We start from the raw sequence: 25,281 nt of genomic DNA, 5'->3' as shown, positions 1-25,281 counted from the left end.
TGAAGAATAATAGCTATGCTTAGGAGGAGTTCGTATGAGAATCGGAGTGCCGAAGGAAATCAAATCAAGCGAGTATCGCGTGGCCCTTACGCCGGCCGGCGCTGCTGTATTGGCTGCTGCCGGACATCAGGTGATGATTGAGCCGGGAGCAGGAGAGGGAAGCGGCTTTCCGGATGAATTATTCGCTGCCGAAGGCGCCCATATCGGCACGGATGCGGCGGATGTGTGGAGCAGCTCCGATATGATCATGAAGGTCAAGGAGCCGCTGACGGAAGAATACCGTTTTTTTCGCCCCGGACTTGTATTATTTACGTATTTGCATCTGGCTGCAGCCGGGCCGCTTGCACAAGCGCTGGTTGATGCCAAGGTTTCGGCCATTGCTTACGAAACCATTCAGCTGCAGAACGGGAGTCTGCCGCTGCTGACGCCTATGAGCGAGGTGGCAGGACGGATGGCCGTACAGGTCGGCTCGCAGTTTCTGGAGGCTTTCTACGGCGGCAGAGGCGTACTCCTGGGGGGCGTGCCGGGTGTCCCTCCGGCGGAGGTCATTATTCTGGGCGGCGGAATCGTCGGCACCAATGCGGCCAGAATTGCGCTGGGGATGGGAGCAAGCGTGTTGATTCTGGAAAAGAGCGCCGAGCGCATGCGTTACCTTGATGAAGTGTTCGGCGGCCGGATTCAGACGCTGATGTCGCATTCCTATAACATTGCCGCTGCGGTCCGAAGGGCGGATCTGCTTATCGGGGCGGTCCTGATCCCGGGTGCGAAGGCTCCGCATCTGGTCTCGGAGGAAATGGTCAAAACGATGAAAAAAGGGTCTGTTATCGTCGATGTTGCGGTTGACCAGGGAGGTACAATTGCCACGATTGACCGGGTTACAACGCATTCCGACCCGATTTATGAGAAGCATGGCGTGCTTCATTATGCCGTAGCCAATATGCCGGGGGCGGTTCCGCGCACCTCAACCTACGCGCTGACGAATGTCACGATTCCTTACGCGCTGGAGCTTGCCAATCAGGGGCTGGAGCAGGCTGCCGTGCTCAATCCATCGCTGGGCAAGGGCGTGAACACGTATAAAGGGCATGTTACCCACCCGCAGGTCGCGGAAGCGGTCGGCATGCCTTATGTTCCATTATAAGCCGACATCATCTTAACTGGCTTGACTGCGCCGGTTGATCTGACATGAAAGGCGTCTCTCTCACATAAGGTGATGAAAGAGGACAACCGCCGGGGCAATTCCGGGGTGCGCTTCTCCACCAAAAAAATGAGGAGACGATAACTATGGTCGTGTCGTTGCGAAGGTGGGTCAGGCGGATTTCTTTTGCTTTGCTGCTCACTATTCTCACCATACTGATGTACGGCGGCTGCCGGTTTGCCGCCGCCTGGATTGTTCCTTCCGATCCTTACCGCATACCGCAGGGTCATGCGCTCAAAGTGTTTCAACCTTATGCTGTGGCTGAAGATACAAGCCTGTCCGAGAGGCTGAGAGTCTTTTACTGGTATGGTGAATAACGCCGCATGAGTGCCTGATTGCGCGTTTTCGACATGAAGTGGGCCCGTTTGGCAGGAAAACAGCGATGCCTGTGGAATATATCAGTTGTAGAGATTGTGAAGTTGAACGATTTACGGGAAAGGAACAACCCATGAAAGCTCATCTGCAGACGTTCATCCGTTTTTTGGAAGCCCAGAGAAGGCTTTCCTCAAATACGCTCACTTCCTATGAACGGGATCTGGTCTGTTTTCTCGATTTTTCGGCACAGCAGGGCCTAACGCAAATCGCTGATATCCAAATGCATCATATTTCCCGTTATTTGCTCCAGCTTCGGCAGCAGGGGAGAGCTACGGCGACCGTGTCACGGCATACGGTTTCCATTCGCTCATTCTTTCATTACCTGACCAGCCAGCGGATGATCAATCATGATCCATCGCTGAATATGGAAACGCCCAAGCAGGAGAAGCGGATTCCGAAGGTGCTGACTGTCGAGGAAGTGGAGTGCCTGCTCGCTGCCCCCGATACCTCGACTCTCGCGGGAGTAAGGGATAAAGCGATGCTGGAGCTGCTGTATGCGACGGGTATCCGGGTATCCGAGCTGATCTCGCTTGATGTCAATCATATCAATTTATCGCTTGGCTTTATTCGCTGCGTGGGAGCGGGTGCCAAGGAGAGGATCATTCCGCTTGGGGGTATCGCGTGCGAGGCGCTCTCCGCTTATCTGGTATCCATTCGGCATACGCTGCTGAAGGAAGGGAGCGCCGAGAACGCTCTTTATCTGAATCAGCTGGGGACGCGCATGACCAGGCAGGGCTTTTGGAAGATGATCAAGAAATACACCATTGAAGCCGGGATCAAAAGCGAAATTACGCCGCATACGCTCCGTCATTCCTTTGCGGCGCATTTGCTGGAGAACGGGGCGGATTTGCGCAGCGTGCAGGAAATGCTGGGACATGCCGATATTTCCACCACACAGGTCTACATGCAGGTAACGAAGGCGCGCATCAAGGACGTTTATAATCAGGCCCATCCCAGGGCAAAAGTAAAGTAAGACGGCTTAAGGGCCATCACATCATGGATTGGAATAGGAGTGGTAGAACGATGAGATTTGATCGAATTGCGCTGATTGTACTTGACAGCGTCGGAATAGGTGAGCTTCCCGATGCCGCTTCGTTCGGAGATGAAGGCGCACACACGATCGGTCATATCCTGGAGCGAGTGCCCAACCTTGAGTTACCCCATTTACGCCGTTTTGGACTGGACCGGATCACTCCGCTTGGCAGTTGGACCCCCGAAGGCGAAGTAGTCGCTTCATATGGTAAAATGGCTGAGGTATCGGTCGGCAAGGATACGATGACAGGTCACTGGGAGCTGGCAGGCCTCAAGCTGACGACGCCATTCCGCACGTTTCCGGGCGGTTTTCCGCCTGATCTGCTTATGGCTTTCGAGGCCCGGACAGGCCGCGGCGTGCTCGGCAACAAGCCGGCCAGCGGCACGGACATTATTGAGGAGCTGGGCGAGGAACAGATCCGGACAGGCAAATGGATCGTGTATACGTCAGCAGACAGCGTCTTCCAGATCGCAGCCCATGAATCAGTTATTCCACTGGACGAGCTGTACGAGGGATGCCGGATTGCCAGGGAGCTGACGCTGGACGACCGTTATTCCATTGGCCGCGTCATTGCAAGACCATACATAGGGGAGCCGGGAGCCTTCAAGCGTACGCCGAATCGCCATGATTACGCCGTGAAGCCTCCTGAGCCGACACTTTTGAATGCTCTTCAGGACAAGAATTATGATGTTATCGCAGTCGGAAAAATCAATGATATTTTCGACGGGGAGGGCGTTACCGAATCCCTCCCGACTAAGAGCAATGCGGACGGGATTCAAAAAACCCGCGAAATGCTGGAGCGGCCGTTTAAAGGGCTGCTTTTCACCAATCTGGTGGATTTTGATTCCTTGTACGGCCATAGACGCGATCCCAAGGGCTATGCCGAGGCGCTTGAAGAATTTGACCGTGCGCTGCCGTCTCTAATGGAACCGCTGGGCGATCGGGATTTGTTGATCATTACGGCTGATCACGGCAATGATCCGACGCATGCGGGGACCGACCATACGAGGGAATATGTCCCGCTGCTGGTGTACAGTCCTGCGCTTCAGTCTCCAGGGCCGCTCGGAGTCCGGTCGACGCTTGCGGATGTAGCCGCGACCATCGCGGATAATTTCGGAGTCAAGCCGCCGCAAAGCGGAGCATCCTTTATAAAAGGATTACGTTAAACCATATTATGTGGCAGGGGTGAACAGGAATGACAATATTAAATGCGGTTCATATTGCCGAAGCGGCAGACTATATTACAAGCAGGACACAGCTTAAACCGCAAGTGGGACTTATTCTTGGATCGGGTTTAGGCATCCTTGGCGATAATCTGGAAAATGAGGTTACGATCCCCTATGAGGACATTCCCCACTTTCCAATATCCACGGTTGAAGGCCATGCCGGAGAGCTCCTGATCGGAACGATATCCGGACGGGCTGTTGTACTTATGCGCGGCCGGTTCCACATGTACGAGGGCTATGGACCGGAGCTTACTTCCTTCCCGGTGCGTGTGATGAAGTCCATCGGAGTAAGCATTCTGGTGGTCACGAATGCGGCGGGAGGCATCAATACAGGCTATGAGCCGGGCGATTTGATGCTGATCAGCGATCATATTAATTTGACAGGCCGCAATCCGCTCATTGGTCCGAATGAGGATGAGCTAGGCGTGCGCTTCCCCGATATGTCGGAGGCGTACAGCCGCCGGCTGCGCGCGCTTGCCGTCCAGACGGCCCGGCAGCAGGGCTTCTCCCTGCGCGAGGGCGTGTATATTGGCGTATTGGGCCCATCCTATGAAACACCTGCTGAAATTCGCATGATGCGGATTATGGGGGCGGATGCTGTCGGAATGTCGACGGTGGCTGAAGTTGTCGCAGCCCGTCATTCCGGCATCGAAGTGCTGGGAATATCCTGCATAAGCAATATGGCATCGGGTATTTTGGATCAACCTTTGTCCCATCAAGAGGTGATGGAAACAACCGAAAAAGTAAAAACACGGTTCCTAGGTCTTGTAGAGGGGCTAATTCCGCTCATTTAGTTGCGTTTTTTGTAACAAAATTGTAATAATGACCTCGACTGATTGTGACATTCTTTGTTCAGCAACCGTCGTATAATGTCCATGATAAAGCGAAAAAGTGAGGATTTTCATGGACAACCATACGAATCACCGATTGGAACGTTTACGGGGACAACTGGTGGCGACAGCTATGCGGCAGCAGACCTTTCTGCATGGCGACGTGCTGCTCCTCAGCCAGACGCTTGATTTGCTTATTTTGAAAGCACAAGCGGAAAAAAGCAAACCGCTTGAAGAATCCAAGCCGGTTTAATTTCTCTTGATCCCGAATCACACAGGCACCCCTCATAAAGGAGGATGAAGAGATGCGGACCGTTGATCTCATTCGTAAAAAAAGAGGGGGCGGCTCCCTGACTGCCGGGGAGCTGTCATTTCTTATTGAAGGTTATTGCCAAGGCGACATTCCGGACTACCAGATGTCGGCCTGGGCAATGGCCGTTTTTTTTCGCGGCATGACTGCAGAAGAGACCGCTGAACTGACGCTTGCTATGGCAAGATCGGGCGATCAGGTCGATCTCTCTTCCATTCGCGGCATCAAGGCGGACAAGCACAGCACTGGAGGCGTCGGCGATAAGACGACACTGATTGTCGCCCCTCTGGTAGCCGCATGCGGGGTACCAGTCGCAAAGATGTCCGGCAGAGGTTTGGGCCATACGGGCGGTACGATCGACAAGCTGGAATCGATGGCCGGTTTTCGCACGGAGCTCTCCAGAGAGCAGTTCTTCGCTCAGGTGAACGATATCGGTATAGCCGTTATCGGCCAGAGCGGTAATATTACGCCGGCAGACAAGAAGCTGTACGCCCTGCGGGATGTGACGGCTACTGTTGAATCGATTCCGCTTATCGCAAGCTCGGTTATGAGCAAGAAGATTGCCGCCGGGGCGGATGCCATTGTTCTGGATGTGAAAACAGGCAGCGGCGCCTTCATGAAATCACTGGACGAGTCGGAAGCGCTGGCGGCTGCAATGGTGGAGATCGGCTCGCAGGTCGGCCGACAGACGGCAGCCCTGATCAGCGATATGGATCAGCCGCTCGGCTATGCCATCGGCAACGCGCTTGAAGTGGAGGAGGCCATTGCGGTCCTGCAGGGACAGGGTCCCCGGGACCTGCTTGAACTATGCCTTGCGCTGAGCGCCCATATGGTTGTTCTGGGCGGGCAGGCGGATAATCTGGAAGCGGCGGAAAAGCTTCTGCGCGAAAAGCTGGAATCCGGGGCGGCGCTTGAGAAGTTCCGGGCTTTTGTCGCTGCGCAGGGCGGTGATCCTGCTGTGGCGGATAATCCAGGCCTGCTGCCGAAGGCGCCCGAGATTATCAATGTGACAGCGCAGCAGGATGGCTTCGTGCAGCAGATTGATGCCGAGCAGCTTGGACTTGCTGCAATGCTCCTTGGCGCCGGCCGTGCAGCCAAAGAAGATGAAATCGACCATGCGGTTGGTTTGATGCTGAAGCTTAAGGTTGGCGACAGCGTGAAGACCGGCGACATCATTGCACAGCTCCATGCGCGGGATCGCAGCCCGTCTGTCAGCGAGGTGGGACAGCGCGTGCTTGCTGCATACACAATTGGCGGACAAGATCAGCCTGCCCGCAAGCCCTTGCTGCTGTCGGTCGTCACTTCGGACGGCATCAAACGGTTCGAGGCTTAAGCGATTTCCAATATGAGAGCCAAGGTGAACAGGCTGTCAGACCTGATTCAGCTTGCGGTACACAGATGGACGCACCTGCTGGTGCTTCTCGAATACGCGGCTAAAATAATAGCCGTTGTCATACCCGCAGCGCTGTGCGATCTCATCCATCGTCAGCGCTGTTTCTTTGAGCAGAAGAACGGCATGGGTGAGCCTGATATCGGTTATAAATTGAGATGGCGTCACGCCGAAGGAAGCGCGGAAACGCCGCGTCAGCTGAACCGGCGACATACCGAAGGCTGAGGCCAGTTCACCCAGCTGCAGCGCTTCGAGCGCCTGCTCCTGAAGTGCCTTCCGCACTGCAAGCATAAGAGTGTCTCCTGTGGGCTTCGGCAGCCTTGCCGTCCTTTCACGCTCCATTACCGCCATGTTCAGCATATCTTCCACCATGTATGCCTTCCAGCACTGTGACCCCTCGTCCATGAATTCAGAGAGCTGCCGCAAGTGGGCAAAGCTGGTCGACAGCCGCAGCTTATCCGCGATTCTGACACGAACCTCCTCGAGCGGATAATCCACATTTTCTTCGCCCGCAAGCCATTCAAATTGAACGTAATGAAAAGTTACCGGTTTCAGGGCGCGGCGGTGAAACCAGACCTGCGGCGGGCAGAGGATCAGATCATTTTCTGCGGCAATGCCTTTTTGTTCCCCGATGCTGTATTCAAACTCACCCTTCTCCATGGCAAACAGAGTCCAATAGGGATAGCGGTCTTTGCTCAGTGCAAAGGCTTGTTTGTTGTTCCAGTAAAGATGGGCGAACAGCTTGATTCCACAGGAGCGAATCATGGAAATCACCTCTTTAAAATATGAAATAAAGTATATCCCATATTGTAACATGGTGCATTCATAGTGATAAGTGGTTCATATACAATGAAATAAAGTTAAAATCACTTACTCATAAGGCGGTGCAAAATGAGAAACGAAACGATCAACGCGGATATAACGGTAATAGGAGGCGGCTTGGCGGGTATATGTGCTGCCATTGCTGCTGCCAGACTGGGACAGAAGGTATCGCTGGTCCACAACCGCTCTGTTCTCGGGGGCAACTCCAGCAGTGAGGTCAGAGTGTGGGTATGCGGCGCAACGGCCCATGGAACCAACCGGTACGCCCGGGAGACGGGCATTATGGGTGAGCTGTTCGTCGAGAACCAGTACCGCAACAAAGAGGGAAATCCATATATCTGGGATCTCGTATTGTTGGAGGCGGTTCGTGCCGAGGCCAATATCAGCCTGTTCATGAACACCGATGTGCATGAAGCGGAAGCCGATGGAGACGGGGAAACCCGCAGCATCAAATCTGTCACAGGCTGGATGATGGGCTCCGAGCGCCGCATCCGGTTCGAAAGCCCGATGTTTCTTGACTGCACTGGAGATGGTCTCGTCGGCTTTCTGGCCGGAGCCAGGCACCGCATCGGCAGGGAAGCCAGATCGGAATACAATGAGGCTTGGGCACCTGAAGTTGCCGATGATATTACTCTGGGAAGCACCTTGCTGTTCTACACGAAGGATACCGGACAGCCGGTGAAATATATCGCGCCCAGCTTCGCCAAAGATATCACTGCCACCAACATTCCGATCAAGCGGGTTATTCGCAGCGGCGACAACGGATGCGCCTACTGGTGGATTGAATGGGGCGGAGAGCATGATATTGTAAATGAGAATGAACGGATCCGCGATGAGCTGTGGTCAGTCATCTACGGGATTTGGGATTATATCAAAAATTCAGGGCAGTTCGATTCCGGGACGATGACGCTTGAATGGGTTGGAAGCGTTCCCGGGAAACGGGAGTACCGCCGCTTCCTCGGCGACTATGTGCTGCATCAGAATGACATTTTGGCCCAAACGCCGTTCGAGGACAGAGTCGCTTTCGGGGGATGGTCCATCGATTTGCACCCGCCGCAGGGTGTCTATTCCCAGCAAAGCGGGTCGAAGCATCTGTACGCTGACGGCATTTATCACATTCCGTTCCGCAGCTTGTACTCTGTCAACGTCAACAATCTGATGTTCGCGGGACGCGATATCAGCGCTTCGCATGTGGCTTTCGGGACAACAAGGGTTATGGCCACCTGCGCGGTAATCGGCGAAGCTGCAGGCACAGGAGCCGCTTTATGCGTCCAGAAGGGGATTGCCCCGAGGGAGCTTCACGGCAGCCATCTGGAATTTCTCCAGCAGACTATGCTCAGGCAGGATGCCTCCATTATCGGGGTACCGAACAGGGATCCTCTGGATCTGGCGCGGACAGCCACTCTGTCAGCTTCGAGCAGCCTGAAGAGGCTCGCCGTGGAATCGGCTGATGGTTCAACACCTCTGAGAGCCGACATGGGTGTGCTGGTTCCGGTGGATCCTGAACTGAACGGGATGGATGTTTTGATCACGGCCGCAGCTAATACGATGCTGACAGTCGAGATATGGCATACCGGTCGGGGAGAAAACTACGTACCGCATACGCAGCTTGGTAGATATGAGGTTGCCGTTGCGCCAGGAGAAACGCAATGGGTGCATATTCCGGCGAAGTGGCGTCCGGAGTCCCCTGCCAACGCCTTTGTCATCATCAAGGCGAATGAAGCGATTTCCCTGCACACCTCTGCGCAGCCACAGACGGGCATCCTTGTATTTGAGAAAGGGCGGAAGCCAATTGTTTCTTCCGATCTGGAAGAGGTCCAGCCGGATCAGCCCGTCGTGCAGTGGAGCATGAGGGGCAAGGTTCGCAAACCGTTTTGCATTCGTCTGACCGAGCCTACGGAAGCCTATTCACCGGATAAAGTTGCAGGCGGCTTCGGGCGGCCTTACGGGGGGCCGCAGCTGTGGTCTTCCGGGCCGCTGGCAGGAGGCGAGGAGGAATGGGTTGAGCTTCGCTGGGATGTACCGCAGCAAATCAGCGAGATCCAGCTTACCTTCAATGACGATGTGAATGAGGATTTGATCAATTTGCATCATCATTTTACGCCGTTCGAAGTGATACCGGAGCTTGTGAAAAGCTACCGTCTTGAGGCATTGGTCTCGGGAGAGTGGATGGTGGTGGCTGAGGTTCACGATAACCGTCGGCGAAAAAGAATCCACCGCCTGCCCGAAGCCGTTACAGCGGGGAGTCTTCGCCTTGCTGCTTCTGAAACCAATGGCTGTCCCCGGGTCGAAGTTTCGGAAATCCGGGTTTACGGCAAGTAGGCGCGCCCGGCATATGGCCGGAAATGAACAAGCAAGGCGAACCGGCAGTGCTGGGATTGGAAGAGGGTTTCGCGTGCACTGGCTTTCTTCTCACCGGACTGTAGAGGTCCGGGCTATCGGGATATTCGTATCCATTACAGGGACATGCGAAACGCATGTCTCTTTCTGTTTGATTCTTCTTATTCATTTTGGAATATTTTAGCTGCGATCGGTCCACACTAAGGATGAGATAGTAGACGAAAAGCGGCCCTGCTCCGCGCAGGCATCATCCTAGGAGGGACCACAATAATGAATCGAAAATGGAAGAAATTACTAGTTGGATGTATAACGGCTGTGATGGTGTTAACTGTACCTGCAGCTGCGTTTGCGCGCGAGGAAGCGCCTGCAAAAACGGCGCCTGCCGCTCAGGGAAACCTGGCGGAGTCCGCCAAATCGGCCATTCTGATGGATGCCGACAGCGGAACGATTATTTACGAGAAGAATAGTCATGCCCCACTGCCGCCGGCAAGCATCACGAAGGTGATGACGATGCTGCTTATTATGGAAGCTCTGGACGAAGGGAAAATCAAACTCACGGATAAGGTATCCACCAGCGAATATGCAGCATCCATGGGAGGCTCGCAGATCTTTCTGGAGCCTGGCGAGGAAATGAGCGTTGACGAAATGATCAAGGGCATTGCGCTTGCGTCGGGCAATGACGCCTCGGTGGCCATGGCCGAGAAGCTTGCGGGGACTGAAGCGGAGTTCGTCAACCAGATGAACAAACGCGCGGCCGAGCTTGGAATGAAGAATACGCATTTCGAAAACTGCAACGGACTACCGGTAGCGAACCATTACTCGTCTGCGCATGATATCGCAGTAATGTCCAGGGAGCTGCTAAAGCATAGCGAAATTACAAAATATACGGGACTCTATCAGGACTACCTGCGCAAATCGAGCGAGAAACCGTTCTGGCTTGTCAACACGAACAAGCTTGTCCGTTTCTACAGTGGAGCCGACGGTTTGAAGACGGGCTTTACGACGGAAGCCAAATTCTGTCTGACCGCAACGGCCCGCCGCGATAATTTGCGAGTTATCGCCGTTGTCATGGGAGAGCCGAATACAAAGACACGCAACGCGGAAGTATCCCAAATGTTTGACTACTCGTTCGCTCAATATATGAACCATTCAATCTTCAAGGAAGGCGATAAGATGGGCACCATTCAGGTGGAGAAGGGCAATATTCCGCAGCTGGAACTCAAAGCGAAACACTCTTACAGCGTACTGTTGAAGAAAGGGAGCCCGGTGAAGGACATCCGCTATGAGCTTCGGATGGAGCCGCTCAAAGCGCCTGTAACCATCAATGATCCGATCGGCAAGCTGATCGTCTATCAGGGCGATCAGGTACTCAACGAATTCCAGGTGGATTCGCCAGCTACGGTTGAGCGCGCCGGATGGTGGAAACTGTTCAAACGGGCCGGCGCCAACCTGTTTTCTTAAAGCTTTCGGCGTAAGCAGAGCTGCTTCGGAGGGATAGGCTTAGGCTTTCGGCAAGCCGAAAGCGGCCTATCCAACATGCGGCGAATTCTGCCAACCAAGCGCTTTTTGTCAGCTCATAGCGTCTAGCTTCTAGTTTTGTCGTGAGGCAGGAATCGGAAGCGGTGATAGAGAATTCCTTGTTCAACATCATGCGGGTACTTGCGAAAGCAGGCGGTACGCAGCATAGCTACTATGCTGAAGGCCGCTGTATGCCGGGCTTCGCGGATTGCTTGACGTATCGTTCAGGCATTTTCTCGTAAAATCTGGACAGGCTCTTTCGATGTCTTTTGATTCTGGGAGAGATCTTCCGGGTGCAGAAACGCAAAAACTTTTGGGAGTGAACAAGGCTATGAGTCTGCAGGTGGAATTGGAGCATTATCGCAATGTGCTCATCGTAAGGCTGCGTGGCGAGCTTGACCACCACACGGCCGATGTCGTTCGTTTCAAGATGGAGGAAGCGATTCTGCGGGGCAATACCGATCATATCATTCTTAGCTTGAAGGATCTTCTGTTTATGGACAGCTCCGGCCTTGGCGTCATCCTCGGCCGATACAAACAGCTCAAGGCCAAGGGCGGCAAAATGGTTGTCTGCGATGTCAACCAGGGCGTCTACCGGTTGTTCGAGCTGTCGGGTCTGTTCAAAATTTTATCGATTCACGAGAATGAGCGTTTAGCGCTCACAAGTCTGGAGGTCGTCTCATGAATGGAACGAATGAGATGAAGCTGACATTTTCCGCCCGTTCGGAAAATGAGTCGTTTGCCCGTGTTGCGGTTGCTGCGTTTATATCCCAGCTTGATCCGACCATGGAAGAATTGAGCGATTTGAAAACAGTCGTTTCTGAAGCGGTCACCAATGCCATTATTCATGGTTACGACAGCGATGCAAGCGGCATGGTTACGATTGAGGCGGTCATTACAGGCGATACCGTAAAAATTGTCATTAAGGACGACGGCAATGGAATTGAAGATCTGGATTTGGCCAGACAGCCTCTTTACACCTCCAAGCCGGAGCTTGAGCGTTCCGGAATGGGTTTTACGATTATGGAGAATTTCATGGATGGCTTTGACGTTTCGAGCGAACCGGGTAAAGGCACATCTATTGCGATGACAAAGCGCATCGAATCGAAAAAAGCGCTTTTTAATTAGGCGCATAGGGGTTGAACCGCATGGATGTTAATCTGAAACAAACGGCGCAGCCATTTTTGGACGATTCTGAAGTCAAGCGGTTGATTGCGCTTAGTCAAACCGGGGATACGCTTGCTCGCGATACGCTTGTGCACAGCAACATCCGGCTCGTCTGGTCGGTTGTTCAACGGTTCATGGGTCGCGGCTACGAGCCGGAGGATTTATTTCAAATCGGCTGCATCGGTCTGTTGAAATCGGTGGACAAGTTCGATTTGTCCTACGATGTCAAATTTTCCACCTATGCCGTGCCGATGATCATCGGTGAAATCCAGCGCTTCCTGCGGGACGATGGGACGCTCAAGGTCAGCCGTTCGCTGAAGGAAACGGCAAACAAGGTGCGCAAGACGAAGGATGAGCTGTCCAAGGTGCTTGGAAGGCTGCCGACCATCAAAGAGGTTGCAGAATCACTTGGCATTACGCCGGAGGATGTCGTGTTCGCCCAGGAAGCGAATAAGCCGCCTACCTCGATCCACGAAACGGTATTCGAGAACGATGGCGACCCCATTACCTTAATGGATCAGATCGCCGATGATTCCCAGGACCGCTGGTTTGATAAGCTGGCTCTCTCCGAGGCGATCAGCGGGTTGTCGGAGCGGGAGAGAATTATTGTTTTTCTAAGATATTACCGCGATCAGACGCAGTCAGAGGTTGCGGCAAGGCTTGGGATCTCGCAGGTGCAGGTATCCAGGCTGGAGAAAAAGATTTTACAGCTGATCCGCGATCAGATTGCATTGTAGAGGAATAGGTGCTGCAGCATAAAACCGGTTGCCCTTATAGGGGGTAAGCGGTTTTTTTGCTTGACCTTATAGATTGTATAAGCTTCACGCCTATAAATTTCAATAAGGTGTTGGAAGAAATCAACTTTTCCGCCAAAGGACGACAAAGCCGTTTTTTCTTGAACATTTCAAATTTCAGTAAAGGCAGAAAGCGGGTTACAAGTATTACCACTACCCGTCTGCATCGGGAGAACCCCAGTATTGGTCGTGCAGAGACAGACGAAGCAGGCTGCGTACGGAATAATGGCAGAAATTGTTCGCGCAGGGGTGACTATCCAAGGCAGCCTTTAATCATACTAAAGGGAATAACCCCAGTTGGGCACGGGTGATTGGAGGGAGCGGACATGGGATCAGCAGCTAATTCGACTCTTTATTTGCGTCTGCGCAAGCGAATCCTGATCAAGCCTGGCGGAAGCGTCACGCTTGGGCAGGCGGCCCGTATCTTCAGCGCCGACTCTGCGATGGAGTCCAGGCTCCAGACTCTCCTGCTTCATCAGCATAAGAGCAAGGACGGGAACCGTGTAGTTATCGACCTGCTCCAGATCATTCAAGCCATTCGCGAGGCCGAAGCTGAAGTGGATATCGAACCCTTCGGAGATCCGCAGGTGCTGGTCGTCGTTTTGGATAATCCTCCCAAACCGAAGATGCTTGTGCTGGCGGCAGCGTGGCTGTTGTTGTTTTTCGGATCCGGGCTCGCCATCATGAATTTCCATACGGATGTCAGCATGAAGGAGGTTCATATCCGGATTACGGAGCTTGTGACCGGCCGCAAGAATGATCACCCCCTGTGGTTTCAAATTCCTTATTCCATCGGTATTGGGGCGGGAATGATCGTTTTTTTTAACCGTCTGTTCCGTAAAAGGTTTAACGAGGAACCTAATCCGCTGGAAGTCGAGCTTTATATATACGAGGAAAATGTGAATGACTGCGTCATCGCCGAGGAAATGTATAAAAAGAACGAAAACATCCCGATGAAAGCGAAGATCCGAAATGATTAGCTGGGCCGCTAACGGATTTGCCGCAATATTGGGCCTTGCCGGGGGCCTTGCTGTCGGAAGCGGGTTTGTAGCTCTGATCATTGTGCTTGATATTATTCCGAGGCTGGCCCAGCTTGCTTTTGCCTACCGCAAATCAATCTGGTTTGAAAGCTCCGTTATACTGGGGGCGGTGTACTGGTCCCTGGCGGATTTTATGGACTGGCGTCTGTCGCTGCCGCGCCATCTTACTTTGGCGTTCATGGGGCTGTTCGACGGTATCTTCGTAGGCATGCTGGCGGCAGCTCTCACCGAGGTCATGAATGTTCTGCCCATTCTGGCGAAAAGGCTGAATTTAAGCAGCTTTACAGTATGGCTGGTGACGGCGATGGTGCTTGGCAAGATCGTAGGCTCATTATTCGACTGGCTCTATTTTCAATGGCCGGAATGAATTCTTGCAAATCTTCTTACTGGTCCGCCAGGACTGACTATATATTTTCTAAATGGAGGCAGGGAGTATGAGATTGGATGAGCATAAAGAATTTAAACCTTCTCCCATGATTATCCCTAAGCCTGTCGAAGGGCAATGGAAGGAAGGGAATTATGGCATTAAGCCTCGGCCAATAGGCGAAGAAGTGGATATTGAGCCTTTGCTGGAGGAACTTGAGATCCTTGCAGATGCCCTGGTGGATTCGCAATCAGAAGAACCTGCGGATGGCAGGGAAGACTCCGGTGAAAGGATGGAAGCGCAGGAGGGGGTACTTCAGGCAGATTCTGCAGGAAGTGAGGAGGGGGAAGGCGAGGACGAACCCGGATATATAGAGAAGCAGTTTCAATCAGAAACAACCGGCGAAGGAAAGCAGGAGCTCGGGATGGAAGCGGCAGAAGACGAGGGAATGCGGTCAATCTCTAGTGACGGAGAGGAGCAGAACCCGGCTGTAGGAGCAGAATCAACTGACGGTGAGGAGCAGGGGCTTAAGCTTAAGCGGGAATTCGCAAGTAGGGACTCCGTGCCGGAGTCTGACAGCCGGAATGCTGATAAGAGTCAGGCCGGATCGGCAATTGGGGAAGAGCAGGAATTCGAAATCGATCCTGTTATCGGGAGGTGGAAAGAGCAAAGGCAGGAGAAGCAAAAACGCGAACCGCATCCGATACCGGTGGTGCTTGAGTTATTTATCAAGAAACTGGAGGATGAGATCGGCTATAAAAAAAGCTTCGATGTGGTCGTCAGGGAAATGACATTCGGCGAGAAGCGGACCGCATTGTTTTTCCTTAATGGTTTTGCCAAGGATACGGTGCTTACAGAGGTGCTGAAACGCTTGACGTATCTGCAGCCTGAAGATTTATCCACGGGCGTGATTCACTCCTTCCTTGAATTATACGTCCCGGCTGTCCAGGTCGCCCGTGAAAGTGACTGGGATAATATGATGACAGCCGTGATGTCCGGCGCAACGGCTCTCTATATAGATGGAGAAAGCACGCTCCTCATGATCGATGCCAAGAGCTTCCCCTCACGGCAGCCGGAAGAGCCGTCGCTTGAACGCGTCGTGCGCGGCAGCCGAGACGGGTTTGTGGAAACGATGCTTGTGAATGTAACGCTCGTGCGCAGACGGCTGCGGGACAAGCATCTGCGCTATGAAATCATGAGGCTCGGAGACCGCACCCAGACGGATATCTGTTTGGCTTATATCGACGATATCGCCGACATGGAACTGGTGGAATCGATTCGGGATAAAATATCGCAGGTCAAGCTGGACGGTCTGCCGTTTGCTGACAAGCAGCTTGAGGAAGCAACCGTGAAGCGGGGATGGAACCCTTTTCCACTCGTAAGGTATTCAGAGCGTCCCGATGTGGTGGCTGTGCATCTGATGGAGGGCCATGTCGCCGTCTTCGTGGATACGACACCGAGCGTCATGATGCTGCCGACAACCTTCTTTGATCTGATTCAGCATGCCGAGGAGAACCGCCAGACGCCATTCATTGGCACGTACTTGCGCTGGGTGCGTTATATAGGCATACTGGCATCGCTTTTCTTGCTGCCGATCTGGTTTTTGTTCACGCTCCAGCCGGAGCTGAAGCCGCCCTTCCTTGAATTTGTTGGTGTTCAGAAGGCAGGCAGGCTGCCGCTTGTAGCTCAATTTCTATTGGCAGAGCTGGGCGTTGATATGCTGCGGCTGGCTTCTGTACATACACCCACGCCGCTTGCGACAGCCATGTCGTTGATAGCCGCTATACTGATCGGCGACATCGCGGTGCAGACCGGGCTGTTCGTCAATGAGGTCATTCTGTACATGGCTGTTGCTGCGATCGGAATGTTTGCGACACCAAGCTATGAGCTTGGTCTGGCCAACCGGATCGTCCGTCTGATTCTCATTGTTGCGGTGGCTGCATTCAAGGTGCCGGGCTTCATGATCGGGACGACCTTTCTGCTTATCTATCTGGTCGTGAGCCGATCATTCAACCGTCCCTATATGTGGCCGTTCATTCCGTTTGATATGCAGGGACTATGGAGTGTCATCATCCGCATACCTGTCCTGCACAACCGCACCCGTCCGAATATGCTTAAGCCGCAGCAGCGCAAACGGATGCCCGAGAGCAACAAGAAGTGATTCCATTTTGCAAAGAATACAAATCTAATGCGTATTTATCCATTTCGGTCAGCGGGGGAATCGGGTATACTCGTGTTAAATGGTGCAAACCAGCCAATTTCGAATAATTGGAGAACACGGAGGGAAATACATGTACTTACACGGAACTAGTAAAATCAACCCGCAGGGACATTTGGAGATTGGCGGCTGCGATACCGCGGATCTCGCGAAGCAGTTCGGAACACCGTTATATATCGTCGATGAGGCGCTTGTTCGCCAGCGTGCCCGCGAATATGTCGAGTCCTTCCGGGCATCGGGCCTGAAATTTCAGGTAGCCTACGCCAGTAAAGCATTCAGCGTAATGGCCATGTGCGCGATTGCGGAGCAGGAGGATCTTTCCCTTGATGTCGTATCGGACGGCGAGCTGTACACCGCTATCAAAGCGGGATTCCCGGCTGGACGCATTCATTTTCACGGCAACAACAAGACTCCGGAGGAAATCAACATGGCGCTTGACGCCAATATCGGCTGTTTTGTTGTGGACAATTTCATCGAGCTTGCTCTGCTGAACGCATTGGCTGGCGACAAAGGCAAAAAAGTCAATGTGCTTCTGCGCATCACGCCGGGTGTTGAGGCCCATACGCATGATTACATCTCAACAGGTCAAACCGATTCCAAATTCGGCTTCGATCTGGGCAATGGCTCCGCCTATCGCGCTATTGAAGAAACGGCTTCGCTGGCTAATCTTGAGCTGCTGGGCGTACATTCCCATATCGGCTCGCAAATTTTTGAAGTCGAAGGCTTCCAGATGGCGGTCGACAAAGTAGCAGGCTTTGCCGTGAAAGTACGCGATGAGTTGAAAATCACATTCCGCGTCATCAACCTTGGCGGGGGCATTGGCATCCGCTATACGGAGGACGACACACCGCTCCCGATTTCTCAATATGTGAAGGCTATTACGGATTCCATCAAATCCAACTTTTCGGCAGCCAGCTATCCGCTTCCGGAGATCTGGGTCGAGCCAGGCAGAAGCATGGTAGGCGATGCGGGAACGACCTTGTACACGATCGGGACAAGCAAAGAAATCCCGGGTGTCCGCAAATATATTGCTGTTGACGGCGGGATGACCGACAATCCCCGTCCTGCCCTTTATGAGTCCAAATACGAAGCAATGCTCGCCAACCGCGCCAACGACCCGGTTGTAGAAACCGTAACCGTTGCCGGCAAATGCTGCGAGAGCGGCGACAAGCTTATTCTGGATCTGGAGCTGCCAAAAGCGGAAATCGGCGACCTGCTCGCTGTCTCCTGTACAGGAGCCTACAACTACGCGATGGCGAGCAACTACAACCGGATTCGCCGTCCGGCAGTCGTATTTGTTAAAGACGGCCAGGCAGATGTTGTGGTCAAACGCGAGTCAATGGACGATATTATCGGCAACGACGTCATCCCGGCCCGCATGCTGCAGCAATCCGCTGCCAAATAAAGCGCTGAATTATCCCGTTGTTACCTATGTCCCCCACAGCTGATTGATTTTCTGTGGGGGACATGCTTTGTATACCCATACGTTCATGCTATAATATCAAAAGTCAGATGAGAAACAGTTTTCTGCTTTGTAATACCAAACGTTTGGCCCAGCCGAACGATCCCTTGATCTTGTCCTCAAGTATTGGTATCTTGATCTTTAGGGTGCAGTATCTTGATCCTTAATCTTTGATGTCTTGATCTTTAAGGGTTGATGTCGTTGACCTTTCTTTAAGGGATTGTTGTTTCAAACAAGCCCATAACGCTTGGCGCACCCGAACGGATCTCTAAAGGTCAGCTTCCGGACGGAAGGCAGGACGCGGCAAGCAGCAGACGGTTGCGGGAAAGCGGCGAAAGCAGCAGGCACCACGGGCAAAAAGTGGCTTAAACGCGGAAAAACTCAAGTGTGTCCGCGAAAGCGGACGTAACGATCCTACCGCTCAAGTTTCATCGAAGACGGCCCCGCAGCAGTCACGCCCCGTCTGGGGTCCAGGGGCGGAGCGCCCTGGGGTCCCCCTTAGCGAAGGGGGATTTAGGGGGATGTTAATTTTATTCCAGAAAGGATATGATCAAATTGGCAAAACAAGCAAAAATCACCATGGAAAACGGCGCAGAGGTAAAAATCGACCTGTTCGAAAAGGATGCGCCCAATACGGTAGCAAACTTTGAGAAGCTGGCAAATGACGGCTTTTATAACGGTCTTGTATTCCATCGTGTCATTCCTGGCTTTGTCGCACAAGGCGGATGTCCGAACGGTATCGGCAACGGCGGTCCAGGCTACCAGATCGATTGTGAGATCAACCCGAACAAGCATGAGCGCGGAGCGCTTGCCATGGCCCATGCAGGCCGCAACACAGGGGGAAGCCAGTTCTACATCGTGTTTCAGCCGCAGCCTCATCTGGACGGAGAGCATACGGTTTTCGGCAAAGTAACCGAGGGCATGGAGCATGTGGATGGCTTTAAAGGCCGCGACAAAATGCAAAAAGTGGAAGTCGTTGAAGTTTAAAATTATTATATATCAGTAAAATAAACAACCCGTACAGGCGTTCATGCCTGCACGGGTTGTTTGTTTCGCAGGGCGAGGACTCGTTTAATAACCTTTAACGCAGCTAATATTACCGTTTTCGCCGACCGTCACGGCCGGAATGCTGCGAATCGAGAGGAGGGGTCCATATGTTGCCTCAAACCTATTATGTGTCCATCACTTCAGGAACGATTGAAACGGAATTGACCGGAACAGACCAATTAACCGTTCAGGCGAGCGAGGACGAGCTTGCTCAGCTTCAGCACAAGCTGGACAAGGAAAAATATACGGACGATATCACATCGCTGCGGGCAATCATTCCGTTTAAATCTGCGGATCATGATAAATCGGAAGAGCAGTTCAGCGAAGATATTAGAGATTTGTACGCATATATTTATCAAATCGGCACGCTGGAGACGAAAAAGCATATTGAATCCATGAAGATACTGCCTAAATTGACCAATCAGGACTACACCATGCCGGGCTACAAGAAATAAAAAAAGGACCCGCTTGGCATGAGCGGGTCAAGTCAATCTATATGAATGGGGGGTCGTTATTTAGAAGTATAGCGGCACTACCTTAAGACAAAATGAAACAAACCTGATAATTAAATTAAAATTCAAAGAGCAAGCCTATTGGGCTAATGACTGAGGCAAGGATGAAAATCCTTGCTTTTTTCATTTTCAAGTGGTACTATTTCAATCAAGTTAATCCATTTGTTTGGTAGGATTAAGCAACATCAAATATTTGCAACTACCTTCGGGGTCGGGTGAAATTCCCAACCGGCGGTGATCAAAGCATGTGAATGAGGGTTTACCCAATTCCGGCTTTGTCAGTCCGTGACCCGTTTCGCATAATATCGGTTCTCCTTGTGAGGATTCGGCAGTGAAACGGTGGACCTGGTGTAAATCCGGGACCGACAGTACAGTCTGGATGGGAGAAGGGGACGTTTGCAAAGCTCATTTTCATTTCTTGTCTTCTTTGTTCCTTTTTTCACAAAGATGACTGGTTTGTTTGAATGTGCCTTTGATCCGTCTTTTTCAAGATTTTCAAACCATCACCCCGTTGGCAGCTTGCCTGCATAGGGGTGATTTTTTATTTCCATTGAGGTGCTGAACGACGAAATGTACATGAAGCTGGCCCTGGACATGGCGGCTAAAGCGAAAGGGCAAACCGGCATTAATCCGGTTGTCGGCTGTGTCGTGGTGAATGGCGGCCGTATTGTCGGTCTTGGCGCCCACCTCAAGCGGGGGGAAGGCCATGCCGAGGTTCATGCGCTTGCAATGGCTGGAGAAAATGCGGAAGGGTCCACCGTTTATGTAACCCTTGAGCCATGCAGTCATCATGGCAGGACCCCGCCCTGCTGTGAACGGATCATCGAAGCAAAGGCTTCCCGGGTGGTGGTCGCTTGTCTGGATCCCAATCCCTTGGTTGCAGGCCGCGGTGTTGCCCGTCTTCGGGAAGAAGGGATCGCCGTTGAGGTCGGACTGCTGGGTGGAGAATCGCGCCGTATGAATGAAGCCTTCAATAAATTCATTACCAAGAGGCTGCCTTACGTAACGATGAAAACAGCGATGACGCTGGACGGGAAAATCGCCGCCAGGACGGGCGACAGCCGGTATGTAAGCGGGCCGGAATCGCGTGCGCTTGTACACACCTTAAGGCATCAGAATATGGCGATCATGATCGGGGTGCAGACGGCAATCGCGGACGATCCGGAATTAACGACGCGGCTGAGCGTCCCGGCTCTTCACCCAATCCGCATTGTAGTCGACTCCAGGCTTCGCCTGTCAGCAAAGGCAAGGCTTGTAAAGGACCGAACCTCCCGCGTCATTGTGCTGACTGTCGAGGGCGCCGATACCGGGAGAAAAGCTGAGCTTGAGGCACACGGGGTAGAGGTGCTCAGCTGCGGGTCGGGCGATAGAGTTGATTTGCGCATAGCGATGCACAAACTCGGCGAGCTTGAGATTGCTTCCATTCTGCTCGAAGGCGGAGGCGTGCTGAACGGCTCTATGCTGGAAGTTGGGCTTATCGACAAGATTATCCTCTTCATTGCGCCGAAGCTGATAGGCGGTGCCTCATCCCCCGAAGCTTTCACGTTTGGCGGCTTTGAAAAAATGAGCGAGGCGATTGAACTGTCTGAGCTGACTTTTGAACGTATCGGCAGCGATCTCTGCCTAACAGGATATCCGGATTACAAGCATCTGCAGGAAGCAGATTAACAAGGATGAAGAAATTGCAAGGGAGGTGTGAGCATGTTTACAGGTCTGATTGAGGAAATTGGCGCCCTGAAGCGAAGCTATAAGCAGGGGGAAGCGATGATGATGACGATCGAAGCTTCCCGCGTGCTGGAGGATGCGGCGATTGGCGACAGCATCAGCGTAAATGGCGTTTGCCTGACGGTAACGGAGCTGTCGGGTTCAACTTTCACGGCAGATGTGATGCCGCAAACCTTTCGCCATACCAACCTGAAGGACACACGGCCAGGCGACAGGGTCAATCTGGAGCGGGCTATGAAAGCAGGGGGACGCTACGGCGGCCATATTGTTCAGGGACATGTGGATGGGACTGGAACCATTGCTACCCGGACAACGGATGCAAACGCGGTTGTTTTTACGATTCGGCCGCATGATAGCGACTTGATGAGGTATGTAATTCCGCAAGGCTCGATCACAGTTGACGGTATCAGCCTGACGGTGGTCGATGTGGATTCCATTGCTTTCACAGTCTCGATTATTCCCCACACGCTTCGCGCGACGGCTCTGCAGCTGAAACAGGCGGGCAGCAGTATCAATATCGAATGCGATGTACTGGGCAAATATGTGGACCATCTGCTCCACTTCAAAGGCGGAGCTAAAGAGGGAGCAGCTAACGGAGCAGGCGGCGGCAAGCAGGCGGCCGGCTCCAGAGGGATTACAGCCGCGTTTTTGGCTGACAATGGCTTTTATTAAACGACCGACACCTAGACGATAAAGGAGGATACCAGCATGACAGAAGAGCAGCAGAATTCGTATTTAAAGGAAGACGAAGTATTTGACAGCATCGAAGCCGCGATTTATGATCTTATTCTGGGCAAAGCGGTTATCGTTGTGGATGACGAAGACCGCGAGAATGAAGGCGATCTGATTGCGCTGGCTGATAAAGCAACGCCGGAAATCATTAATTTTATGATTTCTGAAGCCCGCGGCCTTGTCTGTGTGCCCATCACCCAGGAGCGTGCAGAGGAGCTGGAGCTGCCGCCGATGGTCACGCATAATACGGATTATCACGGTACAGCCTTCACCGTATCCGTTGACTATATATCCACATCGACAGGCATTTCCGCAGGCGAGCGCTCACAGACGGTCAAGGCTTTGATGAATCCGAATACCAAAGCCGCCGATTTCCGCCGCCCGGGCCATATCTTCCCGCTCATAGCCAAAAAAGGCGGCGTCCTGCGCCGTACCGGGCACACGGAAGCCGCTATCGACCTGGCCCGGATGTGCGGTTCCGCACCTGCTGCGGTGATCTGTGAAATCATTAAAGAGGATGGCACCATGGCCCGGCTTCCCGACCTGGTGGAATTCAAAAACAAGCATAACCTGAAGCTGATCACCATCCAGAATTTGATACATTACCGCAACGAGAAGGAAAAGCTTATCGAGCGTGCGGTTGATGTCAATCTGCCGACTGATTTTGGTGTATTCCGCGCTGTAGCCTATACGAATGAGGTGGACAACAAGGAGCATGTGGCCCTTGTTAAAGGCGAGATCGATCCCGACAAGCCGACACTGGTTCGTGTCCACTCGGAGTGTCTGACCGGCGATGTGTTCCATTCCCACCGCTGCGACTGCGGTCCGCAGCTTGAAGCGGCGCTCCGCCAGATTGAGGAAGCCGGCTCCGGCGTCCTGCTTTATATGCGTCAGGAGGGCCGCGGAATCGGTCTGATCAACAAATTAAAGGCCTATGAGCTGCAGGAGCAGGGATTCGACACGGTTGACGCGAATATTAAATTGGGCTTCGCTCCCGATTTGCGGGAATACGGCATTGGCGCTCAAATTCTGAAAGATCTGGGCATTCGCAAAATGCGTCTGTTAACCAACAATCCGCGCAAAATTAAAGGGCTTGAAGGTTATGGAATAGAAGTGGTTGAACGGGTTCCGATTCAAATGGTATCCAATAAGAACAATGAGAAATATCTCCACACCAAGAAGGAAAAGCTGGGCCATTTGCTGGAATTTGAAATTTAATTTCTTGCCTTATAGAGGCAAAGACAAACCCAATTATGGAAGGATGACATCAAAATGCCGCATATATATGAAGGACATTTAATTGTAAATGAAGGTCAACGCTTTGGAGTCGTCGTTGGACGGTTCAATGAATTTATTTCCAGCAAGCTGCTTGGCGGCGCGCTTGACGCATTCAAGCGTCATGGCACGGATGATGCCAATGTGGAAGTGGCCTGGGTTCCAGGCGCATTTGAAATCCCGCTGATCGCCCAGAAGATGGCAGAGAGCGGAAAATACGACGCCGTCATAACCCTTGGCGCGGTAATACGCGGATCGACTCCTCATTTTGATTATGTATGCAATGAGGCAGCCAAGGGAGTTTCGGCTGTAGCGCTGAAAACCGGCGTCCCGACAATCTTTGGCGTTCTTACTGTGGACACGATCGAGCAGGCCATTGAGCGCGCGGGTACGAAAGCGGGCAATAAAGGATGGGAAGCGGCGGTAACGGCCATTGAGATGGCTAACCTGACCAGACAGCTGCAAGGGTAAGGAGGGGCTTGGCCGTCATGACGGTAACATACAAACTGGAAGCGTTCGAAGGTCCGCTTGATCTGCTGCTTCATCTGATCGATAAAGCAGAGATTGACATTCACGAGGTATCCATCAGTGAAATTACGGATCAATATATGGATTACTTAAGTGCAATGCAGGAGCTGGAGCTGGAAGTTACGAGCGAATTTCTCGTCATGGCGGCTACCTTGTTGTCCATCAAAAGCAGACAGCTGCTTCCGAAGCCGCCGGTTATCGAGGATGATTACGACATGTGGGAAGACGATGGTCTGGACCCTCATGACGAATTGATTGCGAAGCTGGTGGAATACAGGAAATTCAAGCAAATTGCGGAGCAGCTGCGGGAGCAGGAATTCGAGCGGAGCCTTCTGTATACGAAGGAGCCGGAGGATCTGACGCCGTTCATGAAGGCTGAGCCGGTTAACCCCATTGAAGGACTGCATGTCGGAGACCTGATCAAAGCGTTCCAGAAGGCGCTGCGCAAAGCGGTCAGACGGAATATGGTGTCGACTATTCACCGGGACGAGATCTCGGTGAAGGACCGCATCCGAGATATTATGGACCTGCTGCGCGAGCATGAGACCGTCCGCTTCTCCAAGCTGATTCGCGAGGAGATGGGCCGCCACGAAATTGTCGTTACCTTTCTGGCCATTCTGGAACTGATGAAGATGAAGCAGGTTACATGTTTTCAGCATCAATTATTTGACGATATAGTCGTTCATTGGAGAGGAGAAGCAGTAGAAAGTGGAATTCTCGAAGTTGAAATCGATTATTGAAGGCCTGCTGTTTATGGCTGGAGACGAAGGCTTGAGCGTCAAGCAGCTGGCGGATATTTTAGAGCTGGATGCCACGGTAGCCTCCGATATCGCCAAGGATTTGATGAAGGAATTAAAGCAGAAAAAACGCGGTATCCAGATGTCATTCGTTGCCGGCGCGTTCAGATTGACGACAAACCCGGCCCATTCCTCCTATTTTGAGCGGATGGCCTATACGCCGACAAGATCAAGCCTGTCGCAGGCGGCGCTGGAAACTCTGTCCATTGTGGCATACCGGCAGCCGATTACACGCGTGGATATCGAAGAAATTCGCGGCGTCAAGAGTGATCGGGCCCTGCATACGCTGGTTGTCAAAGATCTGATTGAAGGCGTGGGTCGTGCCGAAGCGATTGGACGGCCGATTCTGTACGGGACGACCAAATCATTCCTGGATTATTTCGGATTAGCCAGTCTGGATGCGCTGCCCGAACCGGCGGATGTCGATGATGATTCGCTGGACGAGCAAACGCAGCTGCTGTTCGACAAGCTTGAGAACCGACAGATTACGATTGATGAAGTGCCAGGTGCCGCACATGATGATGAAGCATGAATGAGATTTGTCCGTTAGGTCATACTATATCCGACCAATTATAGGGAAA

The 25,281-nt window shown here is 52.6% G+C and carries 25 protein-coding genes and 1 riboswitch; of the genes, 24 read left to right on the top strand and 1 reads right to left on the bottom strand.

From position 1 onward, the window contains the following. The first annotated feature begins 34 nt into the window (after window positions 1–34). From ald to AC0YNV_RS10205, 7 genes are all read left to right on the top strand, one after another. Window positions 35–1,138, top strand: a complete 1,104-nt coding sequence (gene ald / locus AC0YNV_RS10235; protein ID WP_475767992.1) for an alanine dehydrogenase — start codon at window positions 35–37, stop codon at window positions 1,136–1,138. Window positions 1,139–1,281: 143 nt separating this feature from the next. Then, window positions 1,282–1,512: a DUF4227 family protein gene (locus AC0YNV_RS10230; protein ID WP_475767990.1), complete on the top strand. Its 231-nt coding sequence runs from the start codon at window positions 1,282–1,284 to the stop codon at window positions 1,510–1,512. 131 nt (window positions 1,513–1,643) lie between these two features. Then, window positions 1,644–2,543 (top strand): site-specific tyrosine recombinase XerD, encoded by a 900-nt coding sequence (gene xerD, locus AC0YNV_RS10225; RefSeq protein WP_475767988.1) that lies wholly within the window; start codon window positions 1,644–1,646, stop codon window positions 2,541–2,543. Between the two features lie 50 nt (window positions 2,544–2,593). Next, window positions 2,594–3,769 carry a phosphopentomutase gene (locus AC0YNV_RS10220; protein ID WP_210041736.1) on the top strand — a complete coding sequence of 392 codons (1,176 nt, stop codon included), beginning with the start codon at window positions 2,594–2,596 and terminating at the stop codon, window positions 3,767–3,769. A gap of 29 nt (window positions 3,770–3,798) precedes the next feature. Beyond that, window positions 3,799–4,623, top strand: a complete 825-nt coding sequence (locus tag AC0YNV_RS10215) for a purine-nucleoside phosphorylase (RefSeq protein WP_475767985.1) — start codon at window positions 3,799–3,801, stop codon at window positions 4,621–4,623. A gap of 109 nt (window positions 4,624–4,732) precedes the next feature. Then, window positions 4,733–4,912, top strand: coding sequence for a Spo0E family sporulation regulatory protein-aspartic acid phosphatase (locus AC0YNV_RS10210; RefSeq protein WP_210041732.1), 180 nt, complete (start codon window positions 4,733–4,735; stop codon window positions 4,910–4,912). 52 nt (window positions 4,913–4,964) lie between these two features. Continuing rightward, on the top strand, window positions 4,965–6,302 hold the full coding sequence (locus AC0YNV_RS10205; protein ID WP_475767982.1) for a pyrimidine-nucleoside phosphorylase: 1,338 nt from the start codon (window positions 4,965–4,967) through the stop codon (window positions 6,300–6,302). A gap of 36 nt (window positions 6,303–6,338) precedes the next feature. Here AC0YNV_RS10205 and AC0YNV_RS10200 read toward each other — a convergent pair whose 3' ends face one another. Then, on the bottom strand, window positions 6,339–7,124 hold the full coding sequence (locus tag AC0YNV_RS10200; protein ID WP_475767980.1) for a helix-turn-helix domain-containing protein: 786 nt from the start codon (window positions 7,122–7,124) through the stop codon (window positions 6,339–6,341). A 126-nt stretch (window positions 7,125–7,250) separates the two neighbouring features. Between AC0YNV_RS10200 and AC0YNV_RS10195 the strand changes: the two genes are divergently transcribed. From AC0YNV_RS10195 to scpB, 17 genes are all read left to right on the top strand, one after another. Beyond that, window positions 7,251–9,503 (top strand): FAD-dependent oxidoreductase, encoded by a 2,253-nt coding sequence (locus AC0YNV_RS10195; protein ID WP_475767978.1) that lies wholly within the window; start codon window positions 7,251–7,253, stop codon window positions 9,501–9,503. Window positions 9,504–9,791: 288 nt separating this feature from the next. After that, the gene (locus tag AC0YNV_RS10190; RefSeq protein ID WP_475767976.1) at window positions 9,792–10,982 is read left to right on the top strand and encodes a D-alanyl-D-alanine carboxypeptidase family protein; all 1,191 of its coding nucleotides are present in this window, start codon (window positions 9,792–9,794) and stop codon (window positions 10,980–10,982) included. Between the two features lie 388 nt (window positions 10,983–11,370). Next, a complete protein-coding gene (gene spoIIAA / locus AC0YNV_RS10185) occupies window positions 11,371–11,724 on the top strand; it encodes an anti-sigma F factor antagonist (RefSeq protein WP_210041686.1) in 354 nt (117 codons plus the stop codon). Further along, window positions 11,721–12,167, top strand: coding sequence for an anti-sigma F factor (gene spoIIAB, locus AC0YNV_RS10180; RefSeq protein WP_210041684.1), 447 nt, complete (start codon window positions 11,721–11,723; stop codon window positions 12,165–12,167). Before spoIIAA ends, spoIIAB begins: the two co-directional genes overlap by 4 nt. A 20-nt stretch (window positions 12,168–12,187) precedes the next feature. Beyond that, a complete protein-coding gene (gene sigF / locus AC0YNV_RS10175; RefSeq protein WP_210041676.1) occupies window positions 12,188–12,943 on the top strand; it encodes an RNA polymerase sporulation sigma factor SigF in 756 nt (251 codons plus the stop codon). Window positions 12,944–13,326: 383 nt separating this feature from the next. Beyond that, window positions 13,327–13,980: a stage V sporulation protein AA gene (locus tag AC0YNV_RS10170; RefSeq protein WP_475767973.1), complete on the top strand. Its 654-nt coding sequence runs from the start codon at window positions 13,327–13,329 to the stop codon at window positions 13,978–13,980. After that, window positions 13,973–14,407, top strand: a complete 435-nt coding sequence (locus AC0YNV_RS10165; protein ID WP_210041672.1) for a stage V sporulation protein AB — start codon at window positions 13,973–13,975, stop codon at window positions 14,405–14,407. Before AC0YNV_RS10170 ends, AC0YNV_RS10165 begins: the two co-directional genes overlap by 8 nt. 445 nt (window positions 14,408–14,852) lie before the next feature. Then, entirely contained in the window at window positions 14,853–16,565 is a 1,713-nt protein-coding gene (locus AC0YNV_RS10160) for a spore germination protein (protein WP_475768411.1), read from the top strand. Window positions 16,566–16,695: 130 nt separating this feature from the next. Continuing rightward, the gene (gene lysA / locus AC0YNV_RS10155) at window positions 16,696–18,027 is read left to right on the top strand and encodes a diaminopimelate decarboxylase (protein WP_475767971.1); all 1,332 of its coding nucleotides are present in this window, start codon (window positions 16,696–16,698) and stop codon (window positions 18,025–18,027) included. Between the two features lie 612 nt (window positions 18,028–18,639). Next, entirely contained in the window at window positions 18,640–19,071 is a 432-nt protein-coding gene (locus AC0YNV_RS10150) for a peptidylprolyl isomerase (protein WP_210041668.1), read from the top strand. Between the two features lie 167 nt (window positions 19,072–19,238). Next, window positions 19,239–19,586, top strand: a complete 348-nt coding sequence (locus AC0YNV_RS10145) for a hypothetical protein (protein WP_210041658.1) — start codon at window positions 19,239–19,241, stop codon at window positions 19,584–19,586. A 254-nt stretch (window positions 19,587–19,840) separates the two neighbouring features. Next, a riboswitch (FMN riboswitch) is annotated at window positions 19,841–20,038 on the top strand. A 175-nt stretch (window positions 20,039–20,213) separates the two neighbouring features. Continuing rightward, entirely contained in the window at window positions 20,214–21,311 is a 1,098-nt protein-coding gene (gene ribD, locus AC0YNV_RS10140; protein ID WP_475767968.1) for a bifunctional diaminohydroxyphosphoribosylaminopyrimidine deaminase/5-amino-6-(5-phosphoribosylamino)uracil reductase RibD, read from the top strand. A 33-nt stretch (window positions 21,312–21,344) separates the two neighbouring features. Next, complete coding sequence (gene ribE / locus AC0YNV_RS10135) at window positions 21,345–22,040, top strand: riboflavin synthase (RefSeq protein WP_475767966.1); 696 nt, start codon at window positions 21,345–21,347, stop codon at window positions 22,038–22,040. Between the two features lie 36 nt (window positions 22,041–22,076). After that, entirely contained in the window at window positions 22,077–23,318 is a 1,242-nt protein-coding gene (locus tag AC0YNV_RS10130) for a bifunctional 3,4-dihydroxy-2-butanone-4-phosphate synthase/GTP cyclohydrolase II (protein ID WP_210041654.1), read from the top strand. Between the two features lie 54 nt (window positions 23,319–23,372). Then, window positions 23,373–23,846, top strand: coding sequence for a 6,7-dimethyl-8-ribityllumazine synthase (gene ribH / locus AC0YNV_RS10125; RefSeq protein WP_210041652.1), 474 nt, complete (start codon window positions 23,373–23,375; stop codon window positions 23,844–23,846). Between the two features lie 17 nt (window positions 23,847–23,863). Next, window positions 23,864–24,643, top strand: coding sequence for a segregation and condensation protein A (locus AC0YNV_RS10120; RefSeq protein ID WP_475767963.1), 780 nt, complete (start codon window positions 23,864–23,866; stop codon window positions 24,641–24,643). Continuing rightward, the gene (gene scpB / locus AC0YNV_RS10115; protein WP_475767961.1) at window positions 24,612–25,232 is read left to right on the top strand and encodes an SMC-Scp complex subunit ScpB; all 621 of its coding nucleotides are present in this window, start codon (window positions 24,612–24,614) and stop codon (window positions 25,230–25,232) included. Before AC0YNV_RS10120 ends, scpB begins: the two co-directional genes overlap by 32 nt. Window positions 25,233–25,281: the final 49 nt, after the last annotated feature.

Source organism: Paenibacillus sp. JT31N11, assembly GCF_056269285.1.
The sequence above is the reverse complement of the archived record's forward strand: the minus strand, read 5'-3'. Positions and strand labels throughout refer to the sequence as shown.